Below are 24,815 nucleotides of genomic sequence, written 5' to 3'. Positions count from 1 at the left end.
CAGCTACAAAGCAATCAAGAAAAGGGTAAATAATGAATAGTAGCCATGGTTTGCTTGCAGATTCTGATATAAAACTGCTCATAAGCACTACCGCTATTACAAGCGATAACGCGATTGATAGCACGCAGATTCAACCAGCAAGTTTAGATTTGCGCTTGGGGCGAGTAGCCTATAGAGTTAGATCCTCTTTTTTGCCAGGGGCTGACCATTGTGTAGAAAAAAAGCTTAGTCAGCTTAAGATTCATGAAATTGATCTAACACAAGGGGCTGTGCTGGAAACAAATGGTGTTTATATCGTTCCATTGTTAGAAGAGCTTAATTTACCGCAAGCTATTGCTGCGATAGCGAATCCTAAGAGTTCTACGGGGCGTTTGGATGTGTTTACACGTGTTATAAGCGATTTTAGTGAATGTTTTGATAAAATTGTAAGGGGATATAAGGGGTGCTTATATTTAGAGATTTGTCCGCGTACTTTTCCTATATTGGTTAGAACTGGCTCAAGACTTAGTCAATTGCGGTTTCGTAAAATTATAGAACCCAGCGTTAGTAGGATATTAATTGATGATTTGCCATTGCGCGTGGATTTATCTAGTGAGCTAATGGGCTATCGAGCTAAAAGACATACCAACGCCATAGATGTAGATAAAGTAGCGTCGTATGACATAAATGAATTCTGGGAACCTTTGTATAATAGCTCTAATGAGCTTATTTTAGAACCAGATCAGTTTTACATTTTGGCTTCGTATGAATATGTAGAGATAGGCTGTAGCCTAGCAGCAGAAATGATTCCATTTGACCCGTTAATAGGTGAGTTTCGCGTGCATTATGCCGGATTTTTTGACCCGGGCTTTGGCTTAGGAGAAATGGGGAAAAGTCGAGCTGTGCTTGAAATGCGTAGCCATGAAGTGCCATTTATGTTGTCGCACAAACAAATAATTGGTAAATTGCTATTTGAGCCTATGCTAACCGTACCGCAAAAGCTCTATGGGCTAGATAGTGGATCAAACTATCAGGGACAAAAATTAAAATTAGCTAAACAATTTTTTTAAATAGCTTTTAATCGTTCTCCTTTTATTGCCTTTTGATAAGTTGTAGCTCGTTTAATGAGCCTGTTGGCGCCATCTTTGCTCAATGGGTCTTGATATGGATGCGGGTCAAAAGGCGGTAAATTATTATCATCGCTGAATAATTGTGTTAGGGAATCTTGCCAGTTTTTAGGGTTGGGCGCGCTAACTGGTTCTGCTGGTTGATCTTGTGATTGTAGTTTTTTTAGCTGCATAAGCTCTTCTGTTAAAAAAGTTAATTTTGCTAAAATCTGTGAGCTTATTTCTTTTCTGGCTTCATATTCTGCTAAAAGTGCTATGCTGATGTTGTCTAATTTTTCATTTATAATTTTTATATCTTCATGGGCCATATCATAGTTTTTTACTATTGTAGAGTTTTCAAGTTTATTTGCTTCATCAAAATTATTTATTTTGCCCAGCATATTTTGCAATTGGTTATTGATGTCAGCAAAAATAGGATTCGAGGCTGCAGAGCTGGCAGCAGGGGTGTCACCACCTTGGTCAATATTATTGAATATTTCTTTATAACTAAGTTGCTGGCTGTGCATTTATAAATCCTATATGGCTATTCATTAATTAAACGCTATACCTTGAAACGCCTACAATGGTGCCGCATGTCGGACTCGAACCAACGACCCCATCATTACGAATGATGTGCTCTACCAACTGAGCTAATGCGGCCGCTAGGAATATTAAAACTAATATTCACAATATCATTATATTTATCTATAAATGTGCTAAAAATCAAGCAAAGAAAGTGATAAAATAACGGCTAGGCTGTTAAAGCCAATAAATAGCTTGTTAAACGTAGTAGGAGCTTGACTATGGAGATAGAATCGTTAAATGAGCAGTTAATTGATACGCAATTACATTTGATGCAATTGCAACGCAGCGTAGATGAGTTATCACATTTAGTGCTCGAGCAGTGGAAAATTATGACTAGCCAAAGCAATTCTTTAAAAAAACTTAATGATAAATTGCGCCTGCTAGAGGAATCTTCGTTGGGACAAATCGCTATAACTAAGCCACCGCATTGGTAGATTAGCTTTAAAATTGTGCAGCAAAGCGCCTTTTGGTATTTAAAGGCAGTAACCCATACAGGCTCAAACTTAGCAGGGCTAATATTATGGCTATTGGCACTCGTAATAATGCATTATTTGGGTCAATATGCCACGATATTATGTTGGGATGTTTGCTCATGATAAGGTAAATAAGGCTCCAACTATCCGTATAAACGATATGCTTGCTGGTTAATGATTGCTGTATATCAATCACGCCTATCATTATGCTACATATGGATAGCAAAAAGGCTAGAGCCCGCCCAAGGCGTGTTATCATGATTATCTCCGTTTGCGATTACTTTCTTATAATGTCTTAGGAGAAAAAATGTTGCATTTTATAAATAATTTATCTATATGTGTAGTTGGGTAATTTGGAGAGGTGGCCGAGTGGTTGAAGGCGCACGCCTGGAACGCGTGTATGCGGGAAACCGTATCAAGGGTTCGAATCCCTTTCTCTCCGCCATTGACCTAAAACGAACTTTCATATGCCCGAGATGGCATAGCCTCAAAAGCCCAGCATTTGCGGGCTTTTTCGCTGTTTGCAATTGACTTCCTCTCTATAAAAACACCCCGTTTTTCTCTAATTTTCCTCCTATATATGCCCCCTTCCTGAAAAACACCGTACTTGGAAAAGCGAAGTACGGAGCTTTTAGTCATGGGAAATCAAGGGCTTGGCAATTGACCAGTTCGCACCAGTCTATGCCTGTCATTGACTACTCATCAGGTGAGATATGAAACTTAGAGCGATAGCAAACGTGGTTTTTGTGATCTTTGTAATCCTCAAATGGATCACTGTCATATATGCCGAAGAACTTTTGAAAAACCTTCTTCAGTTCTTGTTTTTGCTTTTTCTGGTTTCGGTTGGCTTTCGGGTTATCCCATGTGAATTGGCCACGCTCATCTGCAAAGCCTTCCAGCAAATTCCATTGTTTATTGGGAGATGCTGTTCGGCCATCAGCCATGCCCATCTGGGTAAAATTATAAACTTGAGAAACCCTATTGTTGCCAGTGTTGCAAGTAACACGAACTGTATGCCCATCAGTAAATTTAATCGTAATATTGGACCACTCGGAATCGGCTGGAGTTGGAAATAAGACGCAGCTCACTTCTGGCATTGGATCTTCTTGGTCTTCATGGAAGGCAGAAAATGCTTCTAATGCTTTGGCGGTATCGATTAGTGTGTCTGTATTAGTCAAATCTTGCAGGCTAATCAAAGCAGAGCCTTTAGCGCGGATAGCATTTATCTTGGACTGACTGATGTTGTCGATAGACGGCATAAGCAAAATGGCTGATCCATCAAGGCCAATCACATGATTAATTATACCTTCCAGATCTCCATCGTGAATATCGACCCCAAAGAAAACTGGATAACGAATGGTGCCTCTAGGAATATAGTGACCGACTCTTATACAGCTTGAAGTACCGTCAATAGTTTGCACATCTTTAAAAATTGATATGTTTTGTGCGAGCTCAGCAATCAGAGCTGCTATTTTCTTTAAGTTTAGAGAAAATATCCGTCTGTCGTTATTTGATATTACTAATTCTGGACAGTTCGATGAATCATCATTGCATACGGCCAATAATTTGCCGTTGGGCATTTCGCAAATACGTCTACCGCAGCAACACCCATTTTCACAGTGAAGGTTATCATCAAGAACTGTTGTGCTATCGAACAGCGATTTGATTATCTCTGTTTGACCAAAATGCCTGACTAAAAATGCGTGATTATGTTCATGCCGAGGCAGCTTCGCGAGCGTTTTCCACATATTGTGATGCCTCTTGTCTTGGATTTTTTGGAATAATTAATTGCTGATCATTGATCCAATCTTCAATAATCAAACTGTCTTCATCTCGACCAAAGGTGGCTTGGTTTCCGGAACGAATGCCAACCTTACGCGGTGTATTGCTGCCTTCAAAGCGGACACTAAACTTAGCGTAAATGATGTTTGCTTTGCTTGTGCTCTCAAGCCCATTTTTTCTTATCAGTGTACCTAAAAGGTTTCCAGATTTTCTAATCTCAATTTCACCGCCCCAATCATATTGCAATTCCACAAGCTTGACGTCTTCAATACCATCTACAGAAGCAAAGTTATGAGCTGCAGTTTGAATCTCGCGCAATTTATCAAGTGAGAAGACTTTCTTTTCGTCAAAATAAGATTCACTTCCGAAGATGTGTTTTCCGATACAGCGCAGATATTCTGGCAGCTGGCCTTTTTTTCCATCAGTTCTCACACTGATGTCGTCAGTGTTACAATTATAAATCAGCAGATCATGACATTGCGGATTATAAAAAACGCTTTCCGTTTCGCCATCTTTCATTTTCAACTCTCGCTTTAGCGGCTTGCCATACTTGATTACAATGCTAACGCGATGACCTTGCGGAAACATATAAACCCGACAATTTCTAAGACGATTATTGCTGGCAAACCACTCATCGAGTTCCGACTGCAGAGCAGTGATGCCATCCTCAGTGACGTTTGGAAAATCTCGCTTTTGTCCTTGTCCTCCCCAGAAGAAGCTAAAGCCTCTGTAGTTTTTAACCAAAGCCTTGGCATACTCGGTATGAAAAAGATCCTCTTGGTTTAGAAAACAATAAAGCGCAATATCTGCAGGAGAACTGTCTGGCTGGTAATCAATCGTAATATTTTGATTTTTAGCTGCGAGCAAAAGAGAATCCATTGCATCCTGACTAGACATTTCCGTTATCAGCTGCAACGCTTCCATTAACTCATTGGTTTCATCAGAATCTTGAACGCTTTCACTGGGACTGATAAATGCTTTTGTCACCTCTTCAAAATTCAATGCCCCATTCTCAAGGCTAATGTTATGCGCCTTAAAAAAGTCTGGAAACCTCTTAAATAATTGAATGAGAAGCCCGGCATCCAACTCGCCCAAGCTGTCTACATTTGTGAATACCTTTGGATTATATCTCGACATCGCCAATCTCCTGTTTCGTCGTTACAGGGTTGGCCTCGGTGTCAACACCCGAGCAGACGTGTAAGACCTTCCCAATTATTTTAAGTTCATCCTGTTGTCCTATGATGATGGGTTTTAGTTTCTGATTTTCAGGGCGCAGCTCAATATGCTCCCCCTCAATACTCAGCCGCTTTACAGTGGCTTCTTCGCCGATCATGGCCACCACAATATCGCTGTTTTCAGCAATTGGTTGCCTACGCACGACAACGTAATCTCCCTCGAAAATATCAGCATCAATCATGCTGTCGCCTTGCACTTTGAGCGCAAAGCATTTTCCGCGCAGAACATTATCCGGCACCATGACCTGACCAATCTGATTTTCAATGGCAAGAATCGGTTGACCAGCCGCGACCACCCCCAAAACGGGAACGGCAGTCAGATTGATTTTATCCGGTGTTTGCGCGTGAAGGATTTCGATGGATCGCGCTTTTCGCGCCTGTCTGCGAATATAGCCTTTATCTTCCAGCCGCTTGAGTCCTTCAAACACGCTGGGTGCTTTCACACCCAATTCCACAGCAAGCTCTTGTACCGTGGGTGACATCCCCATAGCACGTTTCAGGCGTTCAATGGCCTGTAATAGCGTATTCTGTGCGTTTGTCAGTTGCTCCATAGCATCCTTTCAATTTTGGCTGATGACCTAATATAAATTAGGCTTTTGATTTTCACAAGCCTAATTTAATTCAATGCACAGCATTGACTGAACCGACAGTTTCAAAGTCATTTCAGTAAGTAACTCCTTGAACGACGCAATAATTTTCAAGGAGGAACGCCCATGTCTTCACTTTCCCCAAACCTAATAAATGAGCGAGATCGCCGCACCGAAGTGGCCCGTTTGCTGGCGCTTGGCATCCTGCGCCACAAGATCCGTCTGAACCGTCAAAAAGAAGCAACAAATCCCTCTAATTCATTGGACTTACAAGTTTTTCCAAGCGTTCATGCCCATGACGAAGAACCAAAAAACCAAGGAGTTCCTAATGAGTCATGAGAACAAAGATCTCACCGAAAGAGAGCGATTACAAATCAAGCTAGGCCAGCTTCCTGCCGCGCTTGTCTCCGATGCAGATCGGCAAAAGGAGGTCGCCCATATTGTCGGGCTGGGATGGCAACGCCTCCGCTTGAAACACAAGAAAAAAGCAGAATCGCAGGAGGTGAAGAATGGATAAAACGCTTCTGGCACGTGTGTCCGCACTTCCAAATATGCCGTTATCAGACCTAAAGACATTATGGCGCGATGTATATCAGGATGAACCACCCAGCGGACATAAGAGCCACATTGTTCGCAGACTTGCCTATCGCCTGCAGGAGCTTGCTTACGGAGTTGATCCGCAGATCGAGAACCGCATTGAACAGCAAGCCAATGATTTATTCGGCCCCAATAAATCAAGAAATGGCAAAAAAGCCAAGCCGAAGCGCAAGACACAATATCAGCGCCCCATCCCCGGTACCAAACTGGTTCGGGAATATAAGGGCATTGAATATCAGGTCACCATTTTAGAAGAAGGCTATGAATATGCAGGCTGCCTATACAAAAGCCTGTCTAAAGTCGCGCTGGCCATAACAGGCAGCAGCTGGTCTGGACCTGCCTTCTTCGGATTAAACAACAAGGCACAAGGAGTCAAACATTGAGCACAACCACACCGAAAAAACGATGCGCGATTTATACACGCAAATCTACCGAGGAAGGCTTGGACATGGAGTTCAACAGCCTTGATGCACAGCGCGAGGCTTGTGAAGCCTATATCGCCTCGCAAAAGCATGAAGGCTGGTTCCAGCTTCCAGATTACTATGATGATGGCGGCTTCACAGGCGGCAACATGGATCGCCCGGCTTTGAAACGCCTGATGGACGACATCAAAAGCGGCCTGATTGATACGGTTGTCGTGTACAAGGTTGACCGCTTGTCGCGCTCCTTGGCTGATTTTGCCAAGTTGATCGATCTATTTGATGAGCACAAAGTGTCCTTTGTCTCTGTGACCCAGCAGTTCAACACCACGACATCAATGGGCCGACTGACGCTAAACATCCTGCTCAGCTTTGCCCAGTTTGAGCGTGAAGTGATCGGCGAACGTATCCGCGATAAATTGGCAGCATCCAAACGCAAAGGCATGTGGATGGGCGGTGTTACGCCCATGGGATATGTTGTGAAAAACCGTGAGCTTGTGATTGAGCCTGACGAGGCTGAAGGCATCCGCAAAATATTCGACCTGTTTTTGATGACCAAGTCGCCCACAGAGATGGCAAAGATGTTGCCGCGCATGGGGGTGTTAAGCAAGAAGCGCACAACCAAGAACGGACGTGTTATCGGTGGCAAAGCACTGGATAAAGGCGGTCTCTATAAGATTCTGCAAAACCCTATCTATATCGGCAAGATCAAACATAAAGATAAAATCTACGAAGGCCGCCATCCAGCCATCATCGATATGGATACGTGGAATAAAGTCCGTGCCACCATGAAAGAAAATACCATCAATCGAGGTGCTATCACGCGGAAGAAAACCAAGGCCATTTTAATGGGGCTTTTGAAGTGCGGTGAATGCGAATGTGGATTGGTAGCCAATCACACCCGCAAAAAAGGTGGCAGGCTTTACCGCTATTACACCTGTGAGCACTACCGCAAAGGCATTAACCCGGATTGCAAGGTTCGCAATGTCAGCGCCAATGAAATGGAGGCATTGATATTAAATCAGCTCCAAGCCGTTTTTGCCGCACCAGAGATGATCATGGAAACGTGGCGTGAAGCACAAAAAGAGGATGAGACCATCACGGAGCATGAGGTTTACAGCAACCTGAATGACATTGTCCCAATCTGGAAAGAACTCTATCCAGCGGAAAAACAGCGCATCCTTGAGCTGATGATTGAAAAAGTCATAGTCAATTATGAGTTTGTCGACATCCGGATCAGGGCTGCAGGCATGGATAGTCTGGCCCGAGAGTTGGATGAGCAAGACAAACGGCTGCAAGGCATTTCAACCAAAAAACTGGAGGAGCAAGCATGGATAAATGCGTAAAAATGATGGCGAATAACACCATCTCAATTCGAGTACCCATGCGGATCAAGAAATGCGGTGGTAAGAAAATGATTATTTTGCCCGAAGGCTATCAAATGACCCCGCCACAAGAAGCACCCAAGCAAGACGAAACACTCGTAACAGCCTTGGCCAAAGCCTATTACTGGCAAAACCTGCTTGATACGGGGCGCTATAAATCCATCGATGACATGTCGCGCCAACGCCAGATCAATTCCTTTTATATGTCGCGGATACTGCGCCTCAATCAACTCGCCCCCCAGATTAAAAAAGCCATCTTGGACGGCACACAGCCGCGCCAGTTAAGCCTGCAAGATATGCAAACCCCATTTCCCGATATTTGGGATGAGCAATTAAAGCATTTTGGATTTGCCTAATTCCGCTTCGGTGAAATTTCACCAAACACCTTGAAATTTTTTTCAAAAAAATTTGCACCCACCAAAGCCCCGCATAACGGGGCTTTTTTCGTTTTTGCGCCCTGAGTAACACACCGATTTTCAGGGCCTCCAGTGAGTTTTCGCCAGTCCCAGTTGACCCGCCCGCGTGGCGGCTAACCGCAACTGGAGATGAAAACCATGAGCAAAAACAAGTACCAAGGAATTGATCCTTATGTCGTAAACCAAGTCCGTTATCACGCACGCAGCCTGATGCGGCACTCTGCCATTCATGGCGTAGAAGTCGAGGACCTCGAGCAAGAGCTGATGCTGGACTATCTATCCCGCAAGCAGGCTTATGATCCTGAAAAAGCAAAATGGTCGACCTTTGTTGACCGCATCCTCAACCACAAATGTGCGAGCCTGATTGAAGCAGCCCGCGCACAGAAACGTGGGTCCGGCGTCAGTGACTTTTCACTAGATGCATGGCTTGAGGATAAGGACGGCGAAGACAACGCCTTGCCTGATCCTGCAACCGAACACCTGATCAGCCGCGATCTTCAAATTGATCTTGAACAAGCTGTTCAGCAGATGCCGCCGCATCTGGTGTTGCTCCTGGTTGATTTGCGGACGCTAAGCATCAGTGAAATCTCACGCAAAACCAAAACCCCACGCTCAACCCTCTATGGGACGCTGTCCGAACTTCGCGGATCGCTGAAGGAGCGTGGCTTTGCGGAATATCTGCACTGAGCCGCCGACAGTTTTTGAGCCCTCTCGGTAAGTAACTCCTTGAAGGCAAAAAAAACATGCCGGGTTCTCGCGGAAATACAAGACCCCACAAGGAAATACCGCGACCGCTTTGCTCTTTGGGCGGCGTCAGAACCCGGCAGCCGAAATGACACGACCAAAGAGCAAATTTTAACCCACGAAATCAAGGAGGTTTCATGTTTAAACCATCGTTACAAAAGCTGATTAAAGACAGCCTTTACGCCAAATATGTTCCGGCATTTATTCAAATCCCGGCGCTTGGTGCCATAGAAGAAGACACCACCAAACCAATCCATGAAGCAACTCTGGATGATCTGGCCTTTGCCGCACAGGCATTGGATAAGGAGCAAAGCGCCATTTATAAGCGCTTGGCTGCCATCCGTGAGCTTTACACAGAAGCGCGTGCCAAAGGCGCATTAGGCGCTGAAAACATTGTGGACGCACTCTCCCGCAAAGGAGGTGCCCAATGAGCCTTCCTATCATCTCAGCCGATGAACGCTTGAAAGAAACCAAAGGCATCAAAGGATGCATCTTCGGTAAAAGCGGTATCGGCAAAACATCATTGCTTTGGACACTTCCTGCTGAAAAGACACTGTTCTTTGATCTTGAGGCAGGCGATCTGGCCATTGAAGGTTGGCAAGGCGATACCATTCGTCCCCGCACATGGCAGGACTGTCGTGATATTGCAGCCTTTATTGGTGGCCCGAACCCGGCCTTGCGTGATGAGCAGCCATACAGTCAAGCCCATTATGATGCGGTCACCGCTAAATACGGTGATGCCGGAGCACTCGATAAATACGACACGATCTTCATCGACAGCATCACCGTTGCCGGACGCTTGTGTTTCAACTGGTGCAAGGGCCAGCCACAGGCATTTTCTGACAAAACAGGCAAACCTGATACGCGTGGTGCTTACGGCCTGCATGGTCAGGAAATGATCGCGTGGCTTACACATCTCCAGCACACACGTGGCAAGAATATCTGGTTTGTCGGCATCTTGGACGAAAAGATCGACGACTTTAATCGCCGCTTTTTCCAGCCGCAAATTGAAGGCAGCAAAACTGCATTAGAGCTTCCCGGTATTGTCGATCAGGTCATCACCATGACCGAGATGAAAAGCCCCGAAGGCAAGTCATTCCGCGCCTTTATCTGCCACACCATCAATGATTCTGGATACCCGGCCAAAGATCGCTCCGGTCGTCTTGATCTGATGGAAGAACCACATCTTGGCCGCCTCATGCAGAAGATTGCAGGCAAAGCCAAGCCTGCTGCCGAACGCCTCACGTTCTCAATTGAACAGGATGCGCCTGCCAGCAGCACCCCCGATTCCCAAAAAAATAACGAAACACAAGGAGGCCAAGAATGAGTTGGAACGATTTTAATAGTGCAGATGATCAAAGCGGATTTGATGTCATTCCAAAAGGAACGCTGGTTAAGGTCCGTATGACCATTAAGCCCGGTGGTCATGATGATGCATCACAAGGCTGGACGGGTGGCTGGGCAACACGCAGCAACACCACAGGTGCCGTGTATTTGAACTGTGAGTTTGTGGTGCTGGAAGGCAAATATGCCCGCCGCAAAATCTGGAGCCTGATCGGGCTTTACAGTGCCAAAGGACCGGATTGGGCTAATATTGGCCGCGCCTTTATCAAAGGGATATTGAACTCCTCTCGCGGCGTGTCCAACAAGGATAATTCGCCAGCCGCCCAGAATGCTCGCCGTATCAACGGCCTTGGTGATCTGGATGGCGTCGAGTTTGCCGCCCGCATTGATATTGAGAAAGACCAGAACGGTGACGACAAGAACGTCATCAAACTGGCTATCACACCGGACAACAAGGAATACGCCTCCCTGATGGGCGCTGTATCCGGTGCAGCTTCTGCGCCTCCGTCTAGTGGCAATCAGTCTACGAGTTCTGCCAGCAACCTGCCGTCATGGGCGCAATGATAAGGGGGCGGCATGTTACTCAGACCAAGACAAAAGGAGCTCGTCTCCAAGACTGTTGATGCGCTTTATACCCACGGCAATACGCTTGCGGTCGCGCCAACAGGCGCAGGCAAAACGATCATGCTATCAGCAGTGCTTGGACGCATGTTTGACCGCGATATTGAGCGTGCCTGCGTGCTTGCTCACCGTGATGAACTGACCTTTCAAAATGAAGGTAAGTTCAAACGCGTAAATCCATCGCTTTCTACCAGCATTTTCAATGCGAATGAGAAAAGCTGGGATGGCCAAGTGACCTTTGCCATGGTGCAAACTCTCTCGCGGGAGAGCAACTTGCAATCATTGCCGCCGCTTGATGCATTGGTGATTGATGAAGCCCATCACGCTCGTGCTGACAGCTATATGCGGGTGATTGAGCACGCTCAAATTATCAACCCCAATTTGAAGCTACTGGGCATGACTGCCACGCCGAACCGTGGAGATAAAAAAGGTCTGCGCCCAATCTTTTCCAACGTGTCGGACCAGATCACAGTTAAAGAGCTGATCGCTTCCGGTCACCTTGTGCCGCCACGCACTTTTGTCATGAATGTGGGCGTTCAGGAAGAACTGAGCAAAGTCCGTAAAACCGCCCTTGATTATGATATGGGCGCGGTCGCCGACATCATGAACACCCGTCCGATCAATGATGCGGTGGTTCAGCACTGGAAAGAAAAAGCCGGAGATCGACAAACCGTCGTATTCTGCTCCACCGTTGAGCATGCGCGGGATGTTATGGCCAGCTTTATTAGCGCGGGCATCGCCACAGGCATGATCTGGGGTGATATGAGCGAAACAGATCGCTCTGATACCTTGGCAGCTTACGGCAAAGGCGATCTACAAGTGATCGTGAATGTCGCTGTGCTGACCGAAGGCTGGGACCACCCGCCAACATCCTGCATCGTTTTACTGCGCCCAAGCTCTTACAAATCCACCATGATCCAGATGATCGGGCGCGGTTTACGGACAGTCGATCCGGCTGAGTTTCCCGGCATCATCAAAAAAGACTGTGTTGTACTCGACTTTGGCACATCGACACTGATGCATGGCTCGCTGGAACAAGAAGTCCAGCTGGACGACCAGTTTATTGAAGGCGATGCGCCATACAAAGACTGCCCGGAATGCGGCGCTGATGTGCCGCTCGCCAGTAAGGAATGTCCGCTATGTGGCTATATCTGGGAGGGAGAGCCCGAGGCTGATACCACGCAAACCGCTGATTTCCACATGACGGAGATCGACCTCCTTAAGCGCTCCAGCTTCCTTTGGTGCGATTTACGCGGCGATGATCAGTATTTCATTGCAACCGGCTTTGAGGCTTGGGGCGGTGTCGTTGTGTTTCAGAATATGGCCAGCCTCAAACTCGCAGGCTGGCAAATTGAAGGGTTTTATCGGTTTCAGGGGGATGCCCCTTAATCAGCATACTAAATTACGAGGTTCTCATGTTTGCTTGCGTCCACATGCTTCACAATCCATTTATGCCAGCACGCGGACGCGATATTTTTGCGGTCGATCATCCCATCACCATTCGTGAATGGCTTGATGAAGCGGGCATCATAGAATTTGAACGCCCAACCATTTGTTTATTTAATGGCGAAGCGGTGCTTCGCGATCAATGGTATAAGATCACCATTGGTCTGTCTGATGTCGTCACCTTTATCACGCTGCCCCAAGGCGGCGGTGGTGGGGGCGGTAAGATTTTACGATCCGTACTGACCATTGCTGTCATGGTTGCGGCCCCTTATGCAGGAGCTGCGCTCGCCGGAGCAATCGGTGTCACCAGCACTGTTGGGGTGGCATTGGTAACCGCTGGTGTTGCGTTTGCTGGAAGTGCACTGTTGAATGTGTTGGTGCCGCCGCCTGTGCCATCCACCAGTTTGAATAGTGGCTTTGGTAATACATCCGCAGCCAGCCCGACTTATTCACTGCAAGCCCAAGGCAATCAGGCGCGATTAAGTCAGCCGATCCCGGTGGTCTATGGTCGGCACATTGTCTATCCCGACTTGGCCGCAACGCCATATTCGCTGTATCAGAATAACGAGCAATATTTGCATCAACTGCACTGCATTGGTCAGGGAGAATATGATCTGGAGCAAATCCGTATTGAGGATACGCCGATCAGCTCCTTTGAAGAAATTGACTATGAAATCGTGCAACCCGGCGATGCCGTCACGCTATTTGATACGGATGTCGTCACTGCACCCGAGGTCGCAGGACAAGAATTACTCAGCACAGGTGATGGTGGTGATTGGGTTGGGCCTTTTGTGGCCAATCCTGCACAAACCAACTGCCACCAGATCAGCGTTGATATTGTCATGCCGCGTGGGGTCTATTACGCCAATGATAGCGGCGGCCTGAACAACCGCACCATCACATGGCAGTTTGAAGCGCGTCAGATCGATGATGACGGCACAGCAATTGGCGCATGGCAGACATTGGGGAGTGAAACCCTCACGGCAGCCACCAATACGCCGCAACGCATGACGTTTGATTATGCGGTCGCAGTTGGACGCTATGAAGTGCGGGCTCTGAGAACCGATGCCAAGGATACATCTGCCAGAGCCGGGCATGAGCTTCGCTGGGGCGGCTTAAAAGCTGTCTTGGATCAAACGCCTGATTTTGGAAACGTTACGCTCATCGCCATGAAAATGCGGGCCACGGATAATTTGTCTCAACGCTCATCACGGATGGTGAACTGCCTTGTCACGCGCAAATTGCCTATATGGGATGAAGCCACCGGATGGTCAGCACCACAAGTCACGCGCTCCATTGCATGGGCTCTCGCTGATATTGCTCGCAGTCAATATGGCGGCAAACTGGATGATAGCCGGATTGATCTGACGCAGCTCAAAGCGCTGGATGCCAATTGGCAATCTCGCGGCGATTATTTCGATGCGGTGTTTGATCAAACAGTCACGGTCTGGGAGGCATTGAGCCGAACGGCACGCTGTGGCCGCGCCGTGAGCTTCATGCAAAGCGGCACTGTTCGCTTTGTCAGAGATGAGCAACGCTCAATCCCTGTGGCCTTGTTCAGTCCTCGTAATATCGTGAAGAACAGCCTCAAAATCCAGTATCTGCTGGCCAGTGATGATACAGCGGATAGCGTCACAGTGGAGTATTTCTCAAAAGAGACATGGCAAACGGCAGAAGAAACCGTCAGCCTGCCTGATAGCACCAGCGATCAACCCGCCCGGGTGCGATTGTTTGGCTGCACTGAAAAAGCCCAAGCTATCCGCGAAGGCAAATATATGGCCGCCGCCAATCGTTATCGTAGACGCTTGGTGACCTTTCAAACAGAGCTAGAAGGCTTGATCCCCACCTATGGTGACCTGATCGCCATAGCCCATGATATGCCAAGCTGGGGCCAAGGTGCCGAGGTTATTGCGGTTGATGACAATGTTTTGAGCTTATCGGAGCCATTGGAATGGTCCGAGGAGCTTGGGGATCACTTTATCAGCCTGCGTAAAGCTGATGGCAGCGTTTCTGGTCCGTTGCTTGTTCTACCCGGTGAAACACCCAATCAGGTGGTTTTGCAGGATGAGCTCGACTTCACGCCCTACACTGGTGAGCTGCAGGAGCGCACGCACATTGCCTTTGGCGCTGGCGAGAAATGGAGCACGCTGGCCCGCGTCACGGCTGTTCGGCCTCGCGGCGAGCTGGTTGAAATCAGCGCCGTTGCTGAAAACCCTGTCGTCCATACCGCCGACCAATAATCTTTAAAAACAGGAAGAATAATCATGACCGCTGATAACCATCAGCGGCAGGACGATATGGTGTGCCTGCCGCGTACAGAATTTGAGTCTCTGCTGGAGCAAGCTGCCTGCCGAGGGGCCAGAAAAGCCCTGAAAGAAGTTGGCTTGGCTGATGAAGAAGCCGCTCACGACATCCGTGATTTACGTGATCTGGCGGGCTCAATCAAAACCATGCAACGCACCTTTCTGCAAACCATCGTGCGCTGGATCACCATTGGTCTTCTGGCGCTCTTGGTCGCAGGTGTGGCTGCAAAAATTGGACCCTTCACCCCCAAATAAACAGGAGAAAAACTATGCTGACATTACTTGGAAGCCTGCTGGGCTTTTTATCATCCGCGTTCCCGGATTTTTTGAAACTTTGGCGTGACCACGCCGACCGCAAACATGAGCTGGCCATTCTGGATCGCCAGATGGAGGCGCAACGCCAAGGCCACACACAGCGCCTTGAGGAAATACAGGTGCAGGCCGATGTGGCAGAAAGCAAGGCGCTCTATGCTCATGCCAGCCAGCCCAGCGGAGTAAAATGGGTGGAGGCACTGCGAGCATCGGTGCGTCCGATCATCACCTACGCGTTTTTCATTCTGTTCGCCACCGTCAAAACCGCTGCGCTGTTCAAGCTGCTGGATCAGGGTGTCGGTATTACCGACGGACTGATTGCCGTGTGGGACGGCGAAACACAAGCGTTGTTTGCTGCTGTCATGTCCTTCTGGTTTGGGCAACGTGCCTTGGCCAAGTTCCGCTCAAATCCTTGAAAAACATGATCTTATTCACTTGATAAGCGCCCGGAATGAAGCGTTACTGTAAGTGTAAAAAGCAATAGAAAACAAGGAGATAACACCATGAGCAAACTATTTTACAAGGCAATGATTGAGGATGTTCAAAACGAAAAATGCACAGACGCAGAGCTGGAAGCGCTGCTGAATGCCTTTGAATACATGGTCAAGAAAATGGCCACCACACTGGCCCGTAAAGCTTGGTACGCACTGGAAGATTACGCCACTGCCAAACAATACGGCATTGACCGCTTTACGCTGATGATTGAGCGCAAAGAGGTCCTTGGGCAAGAGCAATGGCATGGCGTTTTTGAATATGGGAGCAAGAACCTGAAAGTTGTAGGAACACTGGAAAAATGAGACACATCACACAAAACGGACTGGACCTGATCAAACGGTTCGAGGGCTTCTCTCAGACCGTTTATTTTTGTCCGGCTGGTTATCCCACCATCGGCTATGGTCACGTTGTAAAAGACGACGAGGACTTTGCAGCAGGTATTGATGAAGCACAGGCCGAGGAGCTTTTACGCCAAGATGCCCAGATCGCAGAGCGTGCCGTCCTGCGCCTGATTAACGTACCGCTGACAGATGGTCAGTTCGATGCGCTGGTGTCATTCACCTATAATCTTGGTGGTGGTGCGCTCCAACGCTCAACTCTGCGCCGTAAAATCAACCGCGAGGAACACGCCGAAGTACCAGAGCAATTCATGCGCTGGGTCTGGGCTGGTGGACGTAAGCTCAAAGGGCTTGTTCGGCGGCGGGCTGCAGAAGCTGGTTTTTATCAAACCAACTCAGCCTGAACCATGTATTCACTCATCAGTCCTTCAAAACTTCTATTTGAAGTAATTGCATTGTGTGGAATGAGAGCATAATGCCATGGCTTTCCACCATTCTCTTTGGCATGTTGCGTAGCATATTGACACCAACGAACAGCGGCCTTCTGTTTAGCCAAAACTGTGTCACTCTTCATCTCTGAGGCCATTTTAGGTTCACACAGATATTTGGCATCCGCCGTTTCAACTACAAAGTCCGGCTCATAAGAAACGCCATTTTTATATTCAATTTGGAATACGCCCGGCGCTGGCTTCATCCAGCGTATTACTTTCTTATCATCTTCCAAAATCTGAGCAAACCTAAGCTCACCATCTACCGAGTCAAATTTTTGTAGCGGATAACAGCATTTTGTAAAGCCACCGAAAACGATCTTTTTCACATCGCTTTTAATTTCTGGAATTGATCTGAAATCTCTAGGCGCTGTACCTTGCTGAATAGTGCAGTTAAAGGGCTTCAATATTGTGAATCCTCTGCTAACACTTACCTGATAGTCCGTAGGTGTTTCCCAATAATGCTGCATCAGCTGTGCAACAATGAAGTCAGTTATTTTTCCTTGATTATGAATCAAAACATTTTCGACATCACTTTCGTCAGATAAATAAGACTTAAAGCGGCCAACAATCTGTCCTGCAAGCTTGTAAAGCAATTCAGCATGTTCGTCATAATCAACGAGGTCGTGGTCAATTAATCCTCTAATAACATAGTTTTCAAGGCTTTGCTCTTTGTCGTAGCCACCATCCCAAGAAAGCAAACTGCTTTTACTCGTACGCAACTGACGGATTAAAATTTCTTGGCTGACAGGCTGAAAGTTCAATCGTTCTAGACCATCAAGATCAAACTCATGAAATCCGTATGTTACATCGCGTGATGGAATCAGAACAATGTTTGGAATATCTATTGTTAGTTCTGCCAAATTTTTAGTAACAGTTTCCACGACCTCCTTAACAACTGCGTTTGCGGTATCTGGTTCTAACGCCAGAGAACCTTGATCTGGTCTAATGATTTCTGAGACTTCTTTGATAATTTGTTTTTGTATCTCAGGAGAAGATAGTTCCCTAGAGCTTTGCAGTCTTTCAAAACGCTTGGCAACTTCCATGGTGACCTCAGCAACTCTATGATGCTGTGGTGTTTTGAGTATTGTGTGTGTTGAAGTGTTTTGTTGGTGATGATAATCATTTCCAGACACGGAAGAACCAGTCAAAGCCATTGAAGCCATAGACGGAACGGCGATGGCTTGCGGTTTCTCAAACGGCACATCACCGCCGTTACCAATCTCAATTTTCTTCTTGATGATCGAATTGGGGTCATTGGCACGATCCACAATATCTTGGAATCTGTCATGAGCGATGATGGTCAGGCGATCAACCGCCTCAACACCTGTTCTACGGCCATATGGCAAGCGCAAGCCACGACCAATAGTTTGCTCTGTTAAAATCTCAGATGCCGAAGCACGAAGCGGAACGATGGTGTAAAGATTGGTTACATCCCAGCCTTCTTTCAGCTTGTTAACGTGGATAACAATTTCTGTGGGTTCGTTCGGGTCCTCAACGGATATCAGGCGCTGAATGTTTTCATCTTCTTCCGCACCAGATTGCTTGGAGTGAACCTCCGCAACCTTTCCTTTGTAGCGCCCCTCAAAGAAAGCATCGGATTCTAGCAGCTCACGTAACTGGCGAGCATGCTCGGTGTCTTGAGCCACCACAAGCATAAACGGTTTAACGATCTTTTTGTCATACTGTCGGGCATAAACATCAAGCTCGACTTTTACATGCTCATGGTGATGAATACCGTCTTCCAGTTTAATGCGTTCAAGCTGCTCAGCTGTATAGTTTTCAGGCTTAAAGTCTTTACGGGTAGCCACTGCAGGGTCTTTTACATACCCATCTTCCATAGCCTCAGATAATGAATACGCATAGATCGTATTTTTGAAATCAACGGGCGTTGATCCCGTGGTTTTCGGCGTAGCAGTCAGTTCAATCCCTAGCACAGGCTTCAACTCATTAATGGCGCTTGCACCAGCTGAGGCACGATAGCGGTGAGCTTCATCCATCAGCATGACCAAGTCTGGCAGGTTGGAAAGATACTCAAAATAGCTCTCCCCAATGGTCTCTTGCAGGCGTTTAATGCGTGGCGTACTTGATTTGGCAGCGCCTTTTTTATTCTCGGTCGCATTAATCTTTGAGATGTTGAAAATATTGATAAACGGGGTGTCGCTATCTTCAAACAAGCGGCCCTGACCACGGAAGTTATTAATATCAAAGCGCACACCTTTACCGCTATCATAATCCTCACCAGTAATGATGACTGGCGGGTTAGAAACAAACTCCTGAATGCCACGGAAAACGTATTTAGGGCTTTGAGGACTAAAATCTTCCTTCAGCTTTTCATAGATGGTCAGGTTGGGTGTCAATACAAAGAAATGGCGACTACGGCTGGTCAAATACAAGTAGCTAATAAACGCGCCCATCAGGCGAGTTTTACCCACCCCTGTTGCCAGTGCAAAACAGATGGACGGGAAGTCGCGTTCAAAATCCTGTACGGATGGATACATGCTTTTGATGACTTCAAGATCACGCTCAAGGTCCGGGTCTTTTGACAGTTCAATGCTTTCAAGCACACGAGCCAGAATATCAAGAGATTCATCCTGCGGGCGGCGCAGCGAGAGACGAGCAGATATGTTTCTTACAGTACGGTTCATAATTATGCCTCCTCACTTTCTTCTTCGAACAGGTCAGGCTCAGCTTGATCATCACTTTCTGCTGGCTGCAGTTTGGCGACATTCAGGCTGTAATCATCCTTGCCCCATTCACATTTTGTCAGAACCGCCCGCGGTATCTTTTTCAGTGTTAAATTATCAAAGGCTTCAGCATTAGCGTTGAATGCTTTGCAACAGATCAAAAGCGTTCGGTTAGGGCCAACTTCTTCGCTAATCGCCCGCAACTGCTCATGCGTGAGCGAGATGGTTGTGACATAGATGAAGTCGGTCTCCGTGGAGTGGCCATGCATCCAATAATGGCTTTCATCCGGCGCATAGGTGAAGCCCATATGCTTGCACATGGCTTCGGTCAGCATTCCGGCATTGTAATCCTTGCTGATAACCCAGTTGCCCCATTTATCCTTTTCCAGCATGGATGGTGCCAATCGGTAATAGCGGAATCCGCCGCCGCCTTTCCACTTCACATCCTTTGAAATGCCTGTTTGATCGCTGCCGTCTATAATACGCTTCATGCGTGGAATAATATGCGTATGGCACTGTTCGCCGAGCTCAACTGCAATCCATCTGCGCCCCATTTTGTGCGCGACCGCTGCTGTGGTTCCCGAGCCTCCAAAGGAATCTAAAACTAAATCGCCTTCGTTTGAGGTTAGTTCCAGACATCTTTTTATTAGCTTCTCAGGTTTTTTACCTTTTTTGAAAGTCACACCACCTTCTTTGGCAATGCCCTCCCATGAAATATCTGACCAGACGTTTGTAAGCAGCTTAGTTGCCGATAATTTTCCATCAACGTCAGATACGTTTTTTTCGTAAAAAGATAATTGTTGTCCATTTAAAATAAAGATGTCGTCATATCCATCTCGTTGCTGGCGATATACTACACCGGGATTCTCTTTAGAATTATTTTTTAGAGCCACTGTTTCTTGTCCAGCCCCACTGTCGCTGATCTCTGTTGGTCTAAAAACTTTATCAGCATTTTCAAAAACAAAATTATCTAAATCACGATCACTATAATTTACGCTTATTCGTTCAAGAAGATATTCATAGGCCCACAATTCAAATTCACTATTATCAAATTTTGAAAGTTTTGTTCTAAATTGGCCTGCAACATTCTTAACGTTAAGCATTATGCTGTATTTGAAATTTTCTTCAAAATATGCAGTTAATTCTTTTACAGACAGCCCATTTGCCTCCTTTTTAATCTGCTCAATAAACTTGCTTATATCGTTTAAGCGGTCAGAATTTATTTCCTCCAAAAAGGATATTTTAAGCGGCTTAATTTTCCAATTTTCGTATGCATCATTCTTGTTTGGAATGAATTTGCTATACGCAGTATCTCGGTCAGTTGGGATTCGCAGTGAACGCGACTCCCAAGATGTTTTCTTTTTTGCGTACCATAGTATGTATTCAGATGCTTTAAACACCCCTGGATTAACAGTGCTAAAAGCACTAGGAGATCTTGCTTCAACTGTTATTCTATTGATGAAATTATCCCGCCCAAAAACTTCATCTAAAATTACTTTTAAGTAATCCACTTCATTGTCATCAAGATGAACAAATATGCACCCATCATCGATCAACAAATTGTTTAAAATCGAAATACGTTGATGCATCAAATCCAGCCAAATTGAATGTTCCAATCCATCCTCATAGTTGTCAAAGGCGGCTCCTGTGTTGAATGGCGGATCGATATAAACGCACTTCACTTGCCCTGCATACTCGGCTTCCAGAGCTTTCAGAGCGAGTAAGTTGTCGCCAAAAATTAGTTTATTATCAAAGATATCTTTTTCTGTGATGCGCTCATTTACATGATAAGATTTTTCAGGGTCTTCCAGCAGGATGCGTGGCTCAAGCCGAGGGCGCTTGTCTTTCCCGATCCATGTTAATTCTAGTTTTTGTTTTTTACGGCTCATGTGATCGTCCTTAAATTAAATTCCAGCGGATGGTGAAGATTTCATCGGCTGTATGGGACAGCTTAAGCTTGGCTTCGATCTCTTCAAGCAATTCGTCCGATTTTTCATCCACTTGTTTACGGGTTTCAAAAAACTCCATCATCTTTTTGTCATGCTCTTTTTCGAGCTTTTTGACTTGGCGCTGGGCGGTCGTTTTTTCTTCCAGCGTTTTCAGGGCGCGGGCAGCCTTTTTCGCATCCTTGATTTCTTTTTCAAGGCGTTTCAATTCCTGATTAATGGCTTCCTTGGAATCCTCAGCCCAACGATCCAGTTTTTCCTGTTCTTCGTTGAAATATTCTTCGTTCAGGCGCTGTGCTTCTTCAAGGTGAAGGGTAGTCGCAGATTGCTCCACTTGCTGGATTTTACCGACGATGGCGCTATCAATGCTTACAATCCCGCCTTGGGTCGCCGGGATAAGCATTAAACGCTCACACTGGTGCTGATCAAGAACTGACCCGTCATCAGCAATCGCACTAAATACCAGTTTTTCAACTGTATCGATGGAGTCTATTTTCAGTTTGGATAACCTTAACCAGCCAGACTTGCCGCGCATGTTTCTTAGGTCAGCCAGATGCATGCCGTAGCTGTCATAATAATAAGTGATTTCCGTGGGTGTAAGGTTTTTTTGTTTGGCTGTATCGATCAGGTTCGTAACGAGCGGATTTTCAACCTTCAGGAAATATCCATTTTGTTCCTCAGCTTGCTTCCAGTCGCAGTAAAAGCGTTGTCCCTCATGCATAAAACCATCATCATAGTGATCAGCCTGTGGCAGCATGCCCCGGCAGAAAGCACGTATCTTACGGCCATGCTCATCCAGCACGCCCTGTATCTTCTGCTTGCGTGACTTAAGGCGGGAAATAACTTCTTCATCAAAATGCTCAAGAAGTTTTTCCCGAGTATTTTGTTCTTTTTCCTCAATCAGCTCGTCCAGTTCATTCTGAAGGGCATTAAATTCAGCCTCAATTTCATCGGCGTGGCGGCATTTTTGCAAAATGTTGTTGATCCGCTTCTCGATAGAAATTTCAGATTCAATCGCCCCAAGGATTTCATCGCTGGCACCGAACACGCCTTCAAATAACTGGAATTTGCGGGCCAAAAGCTCAAATACTAGCTGGTCGGCCTTGTTGCCTTTATTGACAAAATTCACGACCACCACATCGCATTTCTGACCGTAACGATGCACACGTCCAATACGCTGCTCAACGCGCTGAGGGTTCCAAGGCAGGTCATAGTTAATCAACAGGGAGCAGAACTGCATGTTCACACCTTCGGCCCCAGATTCAGTCGAAATTAGGATAGTGGCTTTATTCTTGAATTCCTCAACTATCGCAGCCTTCATATCTGCCGATTTTGAGCCGGATATTTTGTCGCTGCCAGCATGGCGTTCCAGCCATTCTTTATATATCCGCTTGGAATCTGGATCGCTATTTGATCCATTGAGCAGTGCCAGTTCACCTTTATACCCGTTGGCTTCAAGCAATTCTTGGAGATATTTCTGCGTGCGGCATGATTCTGTGAAGATTACCGCTTTGCGTTGGCCGCCAAGTTCTTCCACTTTTGAGAAGGCTTTATCCAGCACCGTTAAAAGCGCTTCACCCTTGGCGTTTTGCTGGATTTTCTGAGCGATTGCTTTGTAGGACTTGAGCTCTTCGATCTCTTCACGAAGCTTGACTTGGTCAATGGCCGCTTCATCATCCTCAAAATCCATTTCCTCGGCGACTTCACCTGCAGTTTCGAAGTCATCAAGGCTTTCAAGGCCAGCTGCGGCGTTTTCCTCAAGGCGCGTAATCATCTTGTCGAGCGTTCCGCTGACAGCAAACGATGACGAGGCAAGGATTTTGCGAATCACAAGAGTAACGAGGTGTCTTGCGACGGGTTTAATAGAAGCAATGTCGTCACGCTGCAGATATGATGAAATCTGGTTGTAAAGCTCCATTTCCTCAGCGGAAGGGCGAAAGTCCTCAACCATAGAATGACGACGTGTGAAATTAATGCCGCCTTCTTGTTGAACCTGACGGCGAAGCGTCCTGTTGCAAACTTTTGAAAGACGGTGACGCAAAATATCGAGATTGTTCGCGGTCGTTTTTGCCCCGACATATTGGGCTTTGAATGATTCAACGCTGCCAAAAAAATGAGGGTCAATAATCGAAACCAAACCATACAACTCAAGCAGTGAGTTTTGTAATGGCGTTGCAGAAAGCAGGATTTTTTTGCGCCCCTCTAAAGCCTCTTGTAGGCGTTTAGCTATTTTTGCGCCATCTTTTTTCCAGATGTTACGAAGCTTGTGCGCCTCATCAAAAACAACCAAGTCCCAATTTACACTCTTCAAATCAACATTTTTTCGAGAAGCAAATTCATACGAGCAAATAAGAACGCGATCTTCTTTCAAATCGAAAGGATTGAGCGCACCAGCCTTTTTGTCTGAGTTATAAGACGACGACTCAAGGATATAAGATGGAATATTGAACTTTTCTAAAAGCTCTTGTGACCATTGATTTCGAAGCATGGCAGGCACAATAAGAATGATCTTACGATGACGCTCCGCCCATTTCTGAGCAATGATTAGGCTGGCCTCAATTGTTTTACCAAGACCCACTTCATCAGCTAACAGAACCCCCTGCGACAGAGGAGACCTTAAAGCAAATAATGCTGCCTCAACTTGGTGTGGATTCATATCCACCTTCGAGGATGCAAGTGACTTTGAGAGGTTGTCTTCGGCAGAGCCATCAATGGTTAGGGCGTGCGCCAGATAGGCCGCCTGATGCTCAGTATAACTTTCCGTTTTTTTACTCATAGCAAATCTCCTTGCTGAGGAAGGCTTTTTATAAGCCTATCCTCTTTCATACTCTCAAAAACCTTGACAAGGTTTGCTCTGTTAGTTGATCTGCTTTTTGCCAGCTTCAATGCGCCCATATCGAGCAGCATTTGATTGCCGCGTGCATCAACAGACATGTCTTGATATTGAGCGACATACAAAGGCAGGCCGGACTTCAATGTCTCTTTACCTGCATTCAGGGTCCCGCCTTTTTCTCCGGCTTCAATAACAATCATGGCGCGACTTAAAGCAATAATAAGTTGATTGCGCGTCATGGCCCTGAATGCTTTCCATGGCTCGTTCGGCTCAAATTGACTGACAACAAGAACGCGTTCCCAATCCCATACAGACTGAAGCGCTTTTTTTATTCTGAAATGATTGATTCCTTCAGGCAGAACCAAAATTGTTTTACCGCCAGCTTTTAAGCAGTTGTAATGCGCTTCAAAATCAACGCCTGCGGCATTACCGGAGACCACAGAAACGTTATTGTGCGCTGCTTGATCGGCACAGTCTTGTGCTGTTTCTAAGCCTTTAGGGCTTGATTTACGTGAACCACAAAAGCCTAAACCAGCCATGTTTAATAGGTCCGTATTACCTACCATATCAAGGTGTTTGGGGGCCTTGTTGCCCATAATAACCTTTACGCGCTCTGGATATAGCGCATCATCAAGCTCAACCCTGATCGGCCTCCTATCAATATTTTTATTGTCAAAGTTCAAATCACTCATGC

Annotated in this window: 26 protein-coding genes and 2 tRNA genes; 18 read left to right on the top strand and 10 right to left on the bottom strand. The window is 46.4% G+C overall.

Annotation, left to right across the window (positions count from 1 at the left end):
• Positions 1–32 precede the first annotated feature (32 nt).
• Positions 33–1,049, top strand: a complete 1,017-nt coding sequence (locus tag QVL57_RS01925; protein WP_290077060.1) for a 2'-deoxycytidine 5'-triphosphate deaminase — start codon at positions 33–35, stop codon at positions 1,047–1,049.
• Here the strand turns inward: QVL57_RS01925 and QVL57_RS01920 are convergent.
• On the bottom strand, positions 1,046–1,612 hold the full coding sequence (locus tag QVL57_RS01920; RefSeq protein ID WP_290077058.1) for a hypothetical protein: 567 nt from the start codon (positions 1,610–1,612) through the stop codon (positions 1,046–1,048). The genes QVL57_RS01925 and QVL57_RS01920 overlap by 4 nt on opposite strands.
• A 57-nt stretch (positions 1,613–1,669) precedes the next feature.
• Positions 1,670–1,745: transfer RNA gene (locus QVL57_RS01915), tRNA-Thr, on the bottom strand.
• Positions 1,746–1,888: 143 nt separating this feature from the next.
• Between QVL57_RS01915 and QVL57_RS01910 the strand changes: the two genes are divergently transcribed.
• Positions 1,889–2,104: a SlyX family protein gene (locus QVL57_RS01910; protein ID WP_290077056.1), complete on the top strand. Its 216-nt coding sequence runs from the start codon at positions 1,889–1,891 to the stop codon at positions 2,102–2,104.
• A 7-nt stretch (positions 2,105–2,111) separates the two neighbouring features.
• Here QVL57_RS01910 and QVL57_RS01905 read toward each other — a convergent pair whose 3' ends face one another.
• Complete coding sequence (locus tag QVL57_RS01905) at positions 2,112–2,402, bottom strand: hypothetical protein (protein ID WP_290077054.1); 291 nt, start codon at positions 2,400–2,402, stop codon at positions 2,112–2,114.
• 96 nt (positions 2,403–2,498) lie between these two features.
• On the opposite strand from QVL57_RS01905, the gene QVL57_RS01900 reads away from it, so the two are divergent.
• A tRNA-Ser gene (locus QVL57_RS01900) sits at positions 2,499–2,588 on the top strand.
• 250 nt (positions 2,589–2,838) lie between these two features.
• On the opposite strand, the gene QVL57_RS01895 is transcribed toward QVL57_RS01900, so the two are convergent.
• The 3 genes from QVL57_RS01895 to lexA form a co-directional block, all read right to left on the bottom strand.
• A complete protein-coding gene (locus QVL57_RS01895) occupies positions 2,839–3,723 on the bottom strand; it encodes a hypothetical protein (RefSeq protein WP_290077052.1) in 885 nt (294 codons plus the stop codon).
• 133 nt (positions 3,724–3,856) lie between these two features.
• A complete protein-coding gene (locus tag QVL57_RS01890) occupies positions 3,857–5,062 on the bottom strand; it encodes a hypothetical protein (protein WP_290077050.1) in 1,206 nt (401 codons plus the stop codon).
• Positions 5,049–5,711 (bottom strand): transcriptional repressor LexA, encoded by a 663-nt coding sequence (lexA, locus tag QVL57_RS01885; protein WP_290077048.1) that lies wholly within the window; start codon positions 5,709–5,711, stop codon positions 5,049–5,051. The genes QVL57_RS01890 and lexA overlap by 14 nt, the downstream gene beginning before the upstream one ends.
• Positions 5,712–5,873: 162 nt before the next feature.
• Here lexA and QVL57_RS01880 point away from each other — a divergent pair, with 162 nt between their 5' ends.
• The 15 genes from QVL57_RS01880 (at position 5,874) to QVL57_RS01810 (ending at position 16,571) form a co-directional block, all read left to right on the top strand.
• A complete protein-coding gene (locus QVL57_RS01880; protein WP_290077047.1) occupies positions 5,874–6,086 on the top strand; it encodes a hypothetical protein in 213 nt (70 codons plus the stop codon).
• The gene (locus QVL57_RS01875) at positions 6,076–6,264 is read left to right on the top strand and encodes a hypothetical protein (protein WP_290077045.1); all 189 of its coding nucleotides are present in this window, start codon (positions 6,076–6,078) and stop codon (positions 6,262–6,264) included. Before QVL57_RS01880 ends, QVL57_RS01875 begins: the two co-directional genes overlap by 11 nt.
• Positions 6,257–6,727, top strand: coding sequence for a DUF2924 domain-containing protein (locus tag QVL57_RS01870; RefSeq protein ID WP_290077043.1), 471 nt, complete (start codon positions 6,257–6,259; stop codon positions 6,725–6,727). Before QVL57_RS01875 ends, QVL57_RS01870 begins: the two co-directional genes overlap by 8 nt.
• Positions 6,724–8,109, top strand: a complete 1,386-nt coding sequence (locus QVL57_RS01865) for a recombinase family protein (protein ID WP_290077041.1) — start codon at positions 6,724–6,726, stop codon at positions 8,107–8,109. The genes QVL57_RS01870 and QVL57_RS01865 overlap by 4 nt, the downstream gene beginning before the upstream one ends.
• Positions 8,094–8,504 (top strand): hypothetical protein, encoded by a 411-nt coding sequence (locus tag QVL57_RS01860; protein ID WP_290077039.1) that lies wholly within the window; start codon positions 8,094–8,096, stop codon positions 8,502–8,504. The genes QVL57_RS01865 and QVL57_RS01860 overlap by 16 nt, the downstream gene beginning before the upstream one ends.
• 198 nt (positions 8,505–8,702) lie before the next feature.
• The gene (locus QVL57_RS01855) at positions 8,703–9,251 is read left to right on the top strand and encodes a sigma-70 family RNA polymerase sigma factor (protein ID WP_290077038.1); all 549 of its coding nucleotides are present in this window, start codon (positions 8,703–8,705) and stop codon (positions 9,249–9,251) included.
• Between the two features lie 194 nt (positions 9,252–9,445).
• Complete coding sequence (locus tag QVL57_RS01850; protein WP_290077036.1) at positions 9,446–9,739, top strand: hypothetical protein; 294 nt, start codon at positions 9,446–9,448, stop codon at positions 9,737–9,739.
• The gene (locus QVL57_RS01845; RefSeq protein WP_290077035.1) at positions 9,736–10,635 is read left to right on the top strand and encodes an ATP-binding protein; all 900 of its coding nucleotides are present in this window, start codon (positions 9,736–9,738) and stop codon (positions 10,633–10,635) included. Before QVL57_RS01850 ends, QVL57_RS01845 begins: the two co-directional genes overlap by 4 nt.
• The gene (locus tag QVL57_RS01840) at positions 10,632–11,216 is read left to right on the top strand and encodes a hypothetical protein (protein ID WP_290077032.1); all 585 of its coding nucleotides are present in this window, start codon (positions 10,632–10,634) and stop codon (positions 11,214–11,216) included. The genes QVL57_RS01845 and QVL57_RS01840 overlap by 4 nt, the downstream gene beginning before the upstream one ends.
• 12 nt (positions 11,217–11,228) lie before the next feature.
• Entirely contained in the window at positions 11,229–12,662 is a 1,434-nt protein-coding gene (locus tag QVL57_RS01835) for a DEAD/DEAH box helicase (RefSeq protein ID WP_290077030.1), read from the top strand.
• Positions 12,663–12,706: 44 nt separating this feature from the next.
• Positions 12,707–14,959, top strand: coding sequence for a phage tail protein (locus QVL57_RS01830; RefSeq protein ID WP_290077028.1), 2,253 nt, complete (start codon positions 12,707–12,709; stop codon positions 14,957–14,959).
• Between the two features lie 24 nt (positions 14,960–14,983).
• Positions 14,984–15,277, top strand: coding sequence for a DUF6127 family protein (locus tag QVL57_RS01825; RefSeq protein WP_290077027.1), 294 nt, complete (start codon positions 14,984–14,986; stop codon positions 15,275–15,277).
• 14 nt (positions 15,278–15,291) lie between these two features.
• Entirely contained in the window at positions 15,292–15,750 is a 459-nt protein-coding gene (locus tag QVL57_RS01820) for a hypothetical protein (protein ID WP_290077025.1), read from the top strand.
• Between the two features lie 87 nt (positions 15,751–15,837).
• The gene (locus QVL57_RS01815; protein ID WP_290077024.1) at positions 15,838–16,131 is read left to right on the top strand and encodes a hypothetical protein; all 294 of its coding nucleotides are present in this window, start codon (positions 15,838–15,840) and stop codon (positions 16,129–16,131) included.
• Positions 16,128–16,571, top strand: a complete 444-nt coding sequence (locus QVL57_RS01810; protein ID WP_290077022.1) for a lysozyme — start codon at positions 16,128–16,130, stop codon at positions 16,569–16,571. Before QVL57_RS01815 ends, QVL57_RS01810 begins: the two co-directional genes overlap by 4 nt.
• Here the strand turns inward: QVL57_RS01810 and QVL57_RS01805 are convergent.
• Genes QVL57_RS01805 through QVL57_RS01790 form a run of 4 tightly spaced genes read right to left on the bottom strand, consistent with a single transcriptional unit; the run spans position 16,553 to position 24,813 of the window.
• Complete coding sequence (locus QVL57_RS01805) at positions 16,553–19,303, bottom strand: DEAD/DEAH box helicase family protein (protein ID WP_290077020.1); 2,751 nt, start codon at positions 19,301–19,303, stop codon at positions 16,553–16,555. The two genes, QVL57_RS01810 and QVL57_RS01805, sit on opposite strands and share 19 nt — an antisense overlap.
• A 2-nt stretch (positions 19,304–19,305) precedes the next feature.
• Positions 19,306–21,231, bottom strand: coding sequence for a site-specific DNA-methyltransferase (locus QVL57_RS01800; RefSeq protein WP_290077018.1), 1,926 nt, complete (start codon positions 21,229–21,231; stop codon positions 19,306–19,308).
• A 10-nt stretch (positions 21,232–21,241) separates the two neighbouring features.
• Positions 21,242–24,064 carry an SNF2-related protein gene (locus tag QVL57_RS01795; protein ID WP_290077016.1) on the bottom strand — a complete coding sequence of 941 codons (2,823 nt, stop codon included), beginning with the start codon at positions 24,062–24,064 and terminating at the stop codon, positions 21,242–21,244.
• Complete coding sequence (locus QVL57_RS01790; protein ID WP_290077014.1) at positions 24,061–24,813, bottom strand: DNA-processing protein DprA; 753 nt, start codon at positions 24,811–24,813, stop codon at positions 24,061–24,063. Before QVL57_RS01790 ends, QVL57_RS01795 begins: the two co-directional genes overlap by 4 nt.
• Positions 24,814–24,815 lie beyond the last annotated feature (2 nt).

It is taken from the genome of Bartonella sp. TP, from assembly GCF_030406085.1.
GTDB lineage: Bacteria > Pseudomonadota > Alphaproteobacteria > Rhizobiales > Rhizobiaceae > CALTWN01.
The sequence above is the reverse complement of the archived record's forward strand: the minus strand, read 5'-3'. Positions and strand labels throughout refer to the sequence as shown.

Excerpts from the sequence above, each read along its gene's own strand:
- lexA (WP_290077048.1), bottom strand. The coding sequence starts at position 5,711 with ATGGAGCAACTGACAAACGCACAGAATACGCTATTACAGGCCATTGAA.
- QVL57_RS01825 (WP_290077027.1), top strand. The coding sequence starts at position 14,984 with ATGACCGCTGATAACCATCAGCGGCAGGACGATATGGTGTGCCTGCCG.
- QVL57_RS01880 (WP_290077047.1), top strand. The coding sequence starts at position 5,874 with ATGTCTTCACTTTCCCCAAACCTAATAAATGAGCGAGATCGCCGCACC.
- QVL57_RS01895 (WP_290077052.1), bottom strand. The coding sequence starts at position 3,723 with ATGCCCAACGGCAAATTATTGGCCGTATGCAATGATGATTCATCGAAC.
- QVL57_RS01925 (WP_290077060.1), top strand. The coding sequence starts at position 33 with ATGAATAGTAGCCATGGTTTGCTTGCAGATTCTGATATAAAACTGCTC.
- QVL57_RS01805 (WP_290077020.1), bottom strand. The coding sequence starts at position 19,303 with ATGAACCGTACTGTAAGAAACATATCTGCTCGTCTCTCGCTGCGCCGC.
- QVL57_RS01820 (WP_290077025.1), top strand. The coding sequence starts at position 15,292 with ATGCTGACATTACTTGGAAGCCTGCTGGGCTTTTTATCATCCGCGTTC.
- QVL57_RS01800 (WP_290077018.1), bottom strand. The coding sequence starts at position 21,231 with ATGAGCCGTAAAAAACAAAAACTAGAATTAACATGGATCGGGAAAGAC.
- QVL57_RS01810 (WP_290077022.1), top strand. The coding sequence starts at position 16,128 with ATGAGACACATCACACAAAACGGACTGGACCTGATCAAACGGTTCGAG.
- QVL57_RS01795 (WP_290077016.1), bottom strand. The coding sequence starts at position 24,064 with ATGAGTAAAAAAACGGAAAGTTATACTGAGCATCAGGCGGCCTATCTG.
- QVL57_RS01790 (WP_290077014.1), bottom strand. The coding sequence starts at position 24,813 with ATGAGTGATTTGAACTTTGACAATAAAAATATTGATAGGAGGCCGATC.
- QVL57_RS01860 (WP_290077039.1), top strand. The coding sequence starts at position 8,094 with ATGGATAAATGCGTAAAAATGATGGCGAATAACACCATCTCAATTCGA.
- QVL57_RS01920 (WP_290077058.1), bottom strand. The coding sequence starts at position 1,612 with ATGCACAGCCAGCAACTTAGTTATAAAGAAATATTCAATAATATTGAC.
- QVL57_RS01875 (WP_290077045.1), top strand. The coding sequence starts at position 6,076 with ATGAGTCATGAGAACAAAGATCTCACCGAAAGAGAGCGATTACAAATC.
- QVL57_RS01815 (WP_290077024.1), top strand. The coding sequence starts at position 15,838 with ATGAGCAAACTATTTTACAAGGCAATGATTGAGGATGTTCAAAACGAA.
- QVL57_RS01835 (WP_290077030.1), top strand. The coding sequence starts at position 11,229 with ATGTTACTCAGACCAAGACAAAAGGAGCTCGTCTCCAAGACTGTTGAT.
- QVL57_RS01850 (WP_290077036.1), top strand. The coding sequence starts at position 9,446 with ATGTTTAAACCATCGTTACAAAAGCTGATTAAAGACAGCCTTTACGCC.
- QVL57_RS01855 (WP_290077038.1), top strand. The coding sequence starts at position 8,703 with ATGAGCAAAAACAAGTACCAAGGAATTGATCCTTATGTCGTAAACCAA.
- QVL57_RS01845 (WP_290077035.1), top strand. The coding sequence starts at position 9,736 with ATGAGCCTTCCTATCATCTCAGCCGATGAACGCTTGAAAGAAACCAAA.
- QVL57_RS01830 (WP_290077028.1), top strand. The coding sequence starts at position 12,707 with ATGCTTCACAATCCATTTATGCCAGCACGCGGACGCGATATTTTTGCG.
- QVL57_RS01910 (WP_290077056.1), top strand. The coding sequence starts at position 1,889 with ATGGAGATAGAATCGTTAAATGAGCAGTTAATTGATACGCAATTACAT.
- QVL57_RS01870 (WP_290077043.1), top strand. The coding sequence starts at position 6,257 with ATGGATAAAACGCTTCTGGCACGTGTGTCCGCACTTCCAAATATGCCG.
- QVL57_RS01840 (WP_290077032.1), top strand. The coding sequence starts at position 10,632 with ATGAGTTGGAACGATTTTAATAGTGCAGATGATCAAAGCGGATTTGAT.
- QVL57_RS01890 (WP_290077050.1), bottom strand. The coding sequence starts at position 5,062 with ATGTCGAGATATAATCCAAAGGTATTCACAAATGTAGACAGCTTGGGC.
- QVL57_RS01905 (WP_290077054.1), bottom strand. The coding sequence starts at position 2,402 with ATGATAACACGCCTTGGGCGGGCTCTAGCCTTTTTGCTATCCATATGT.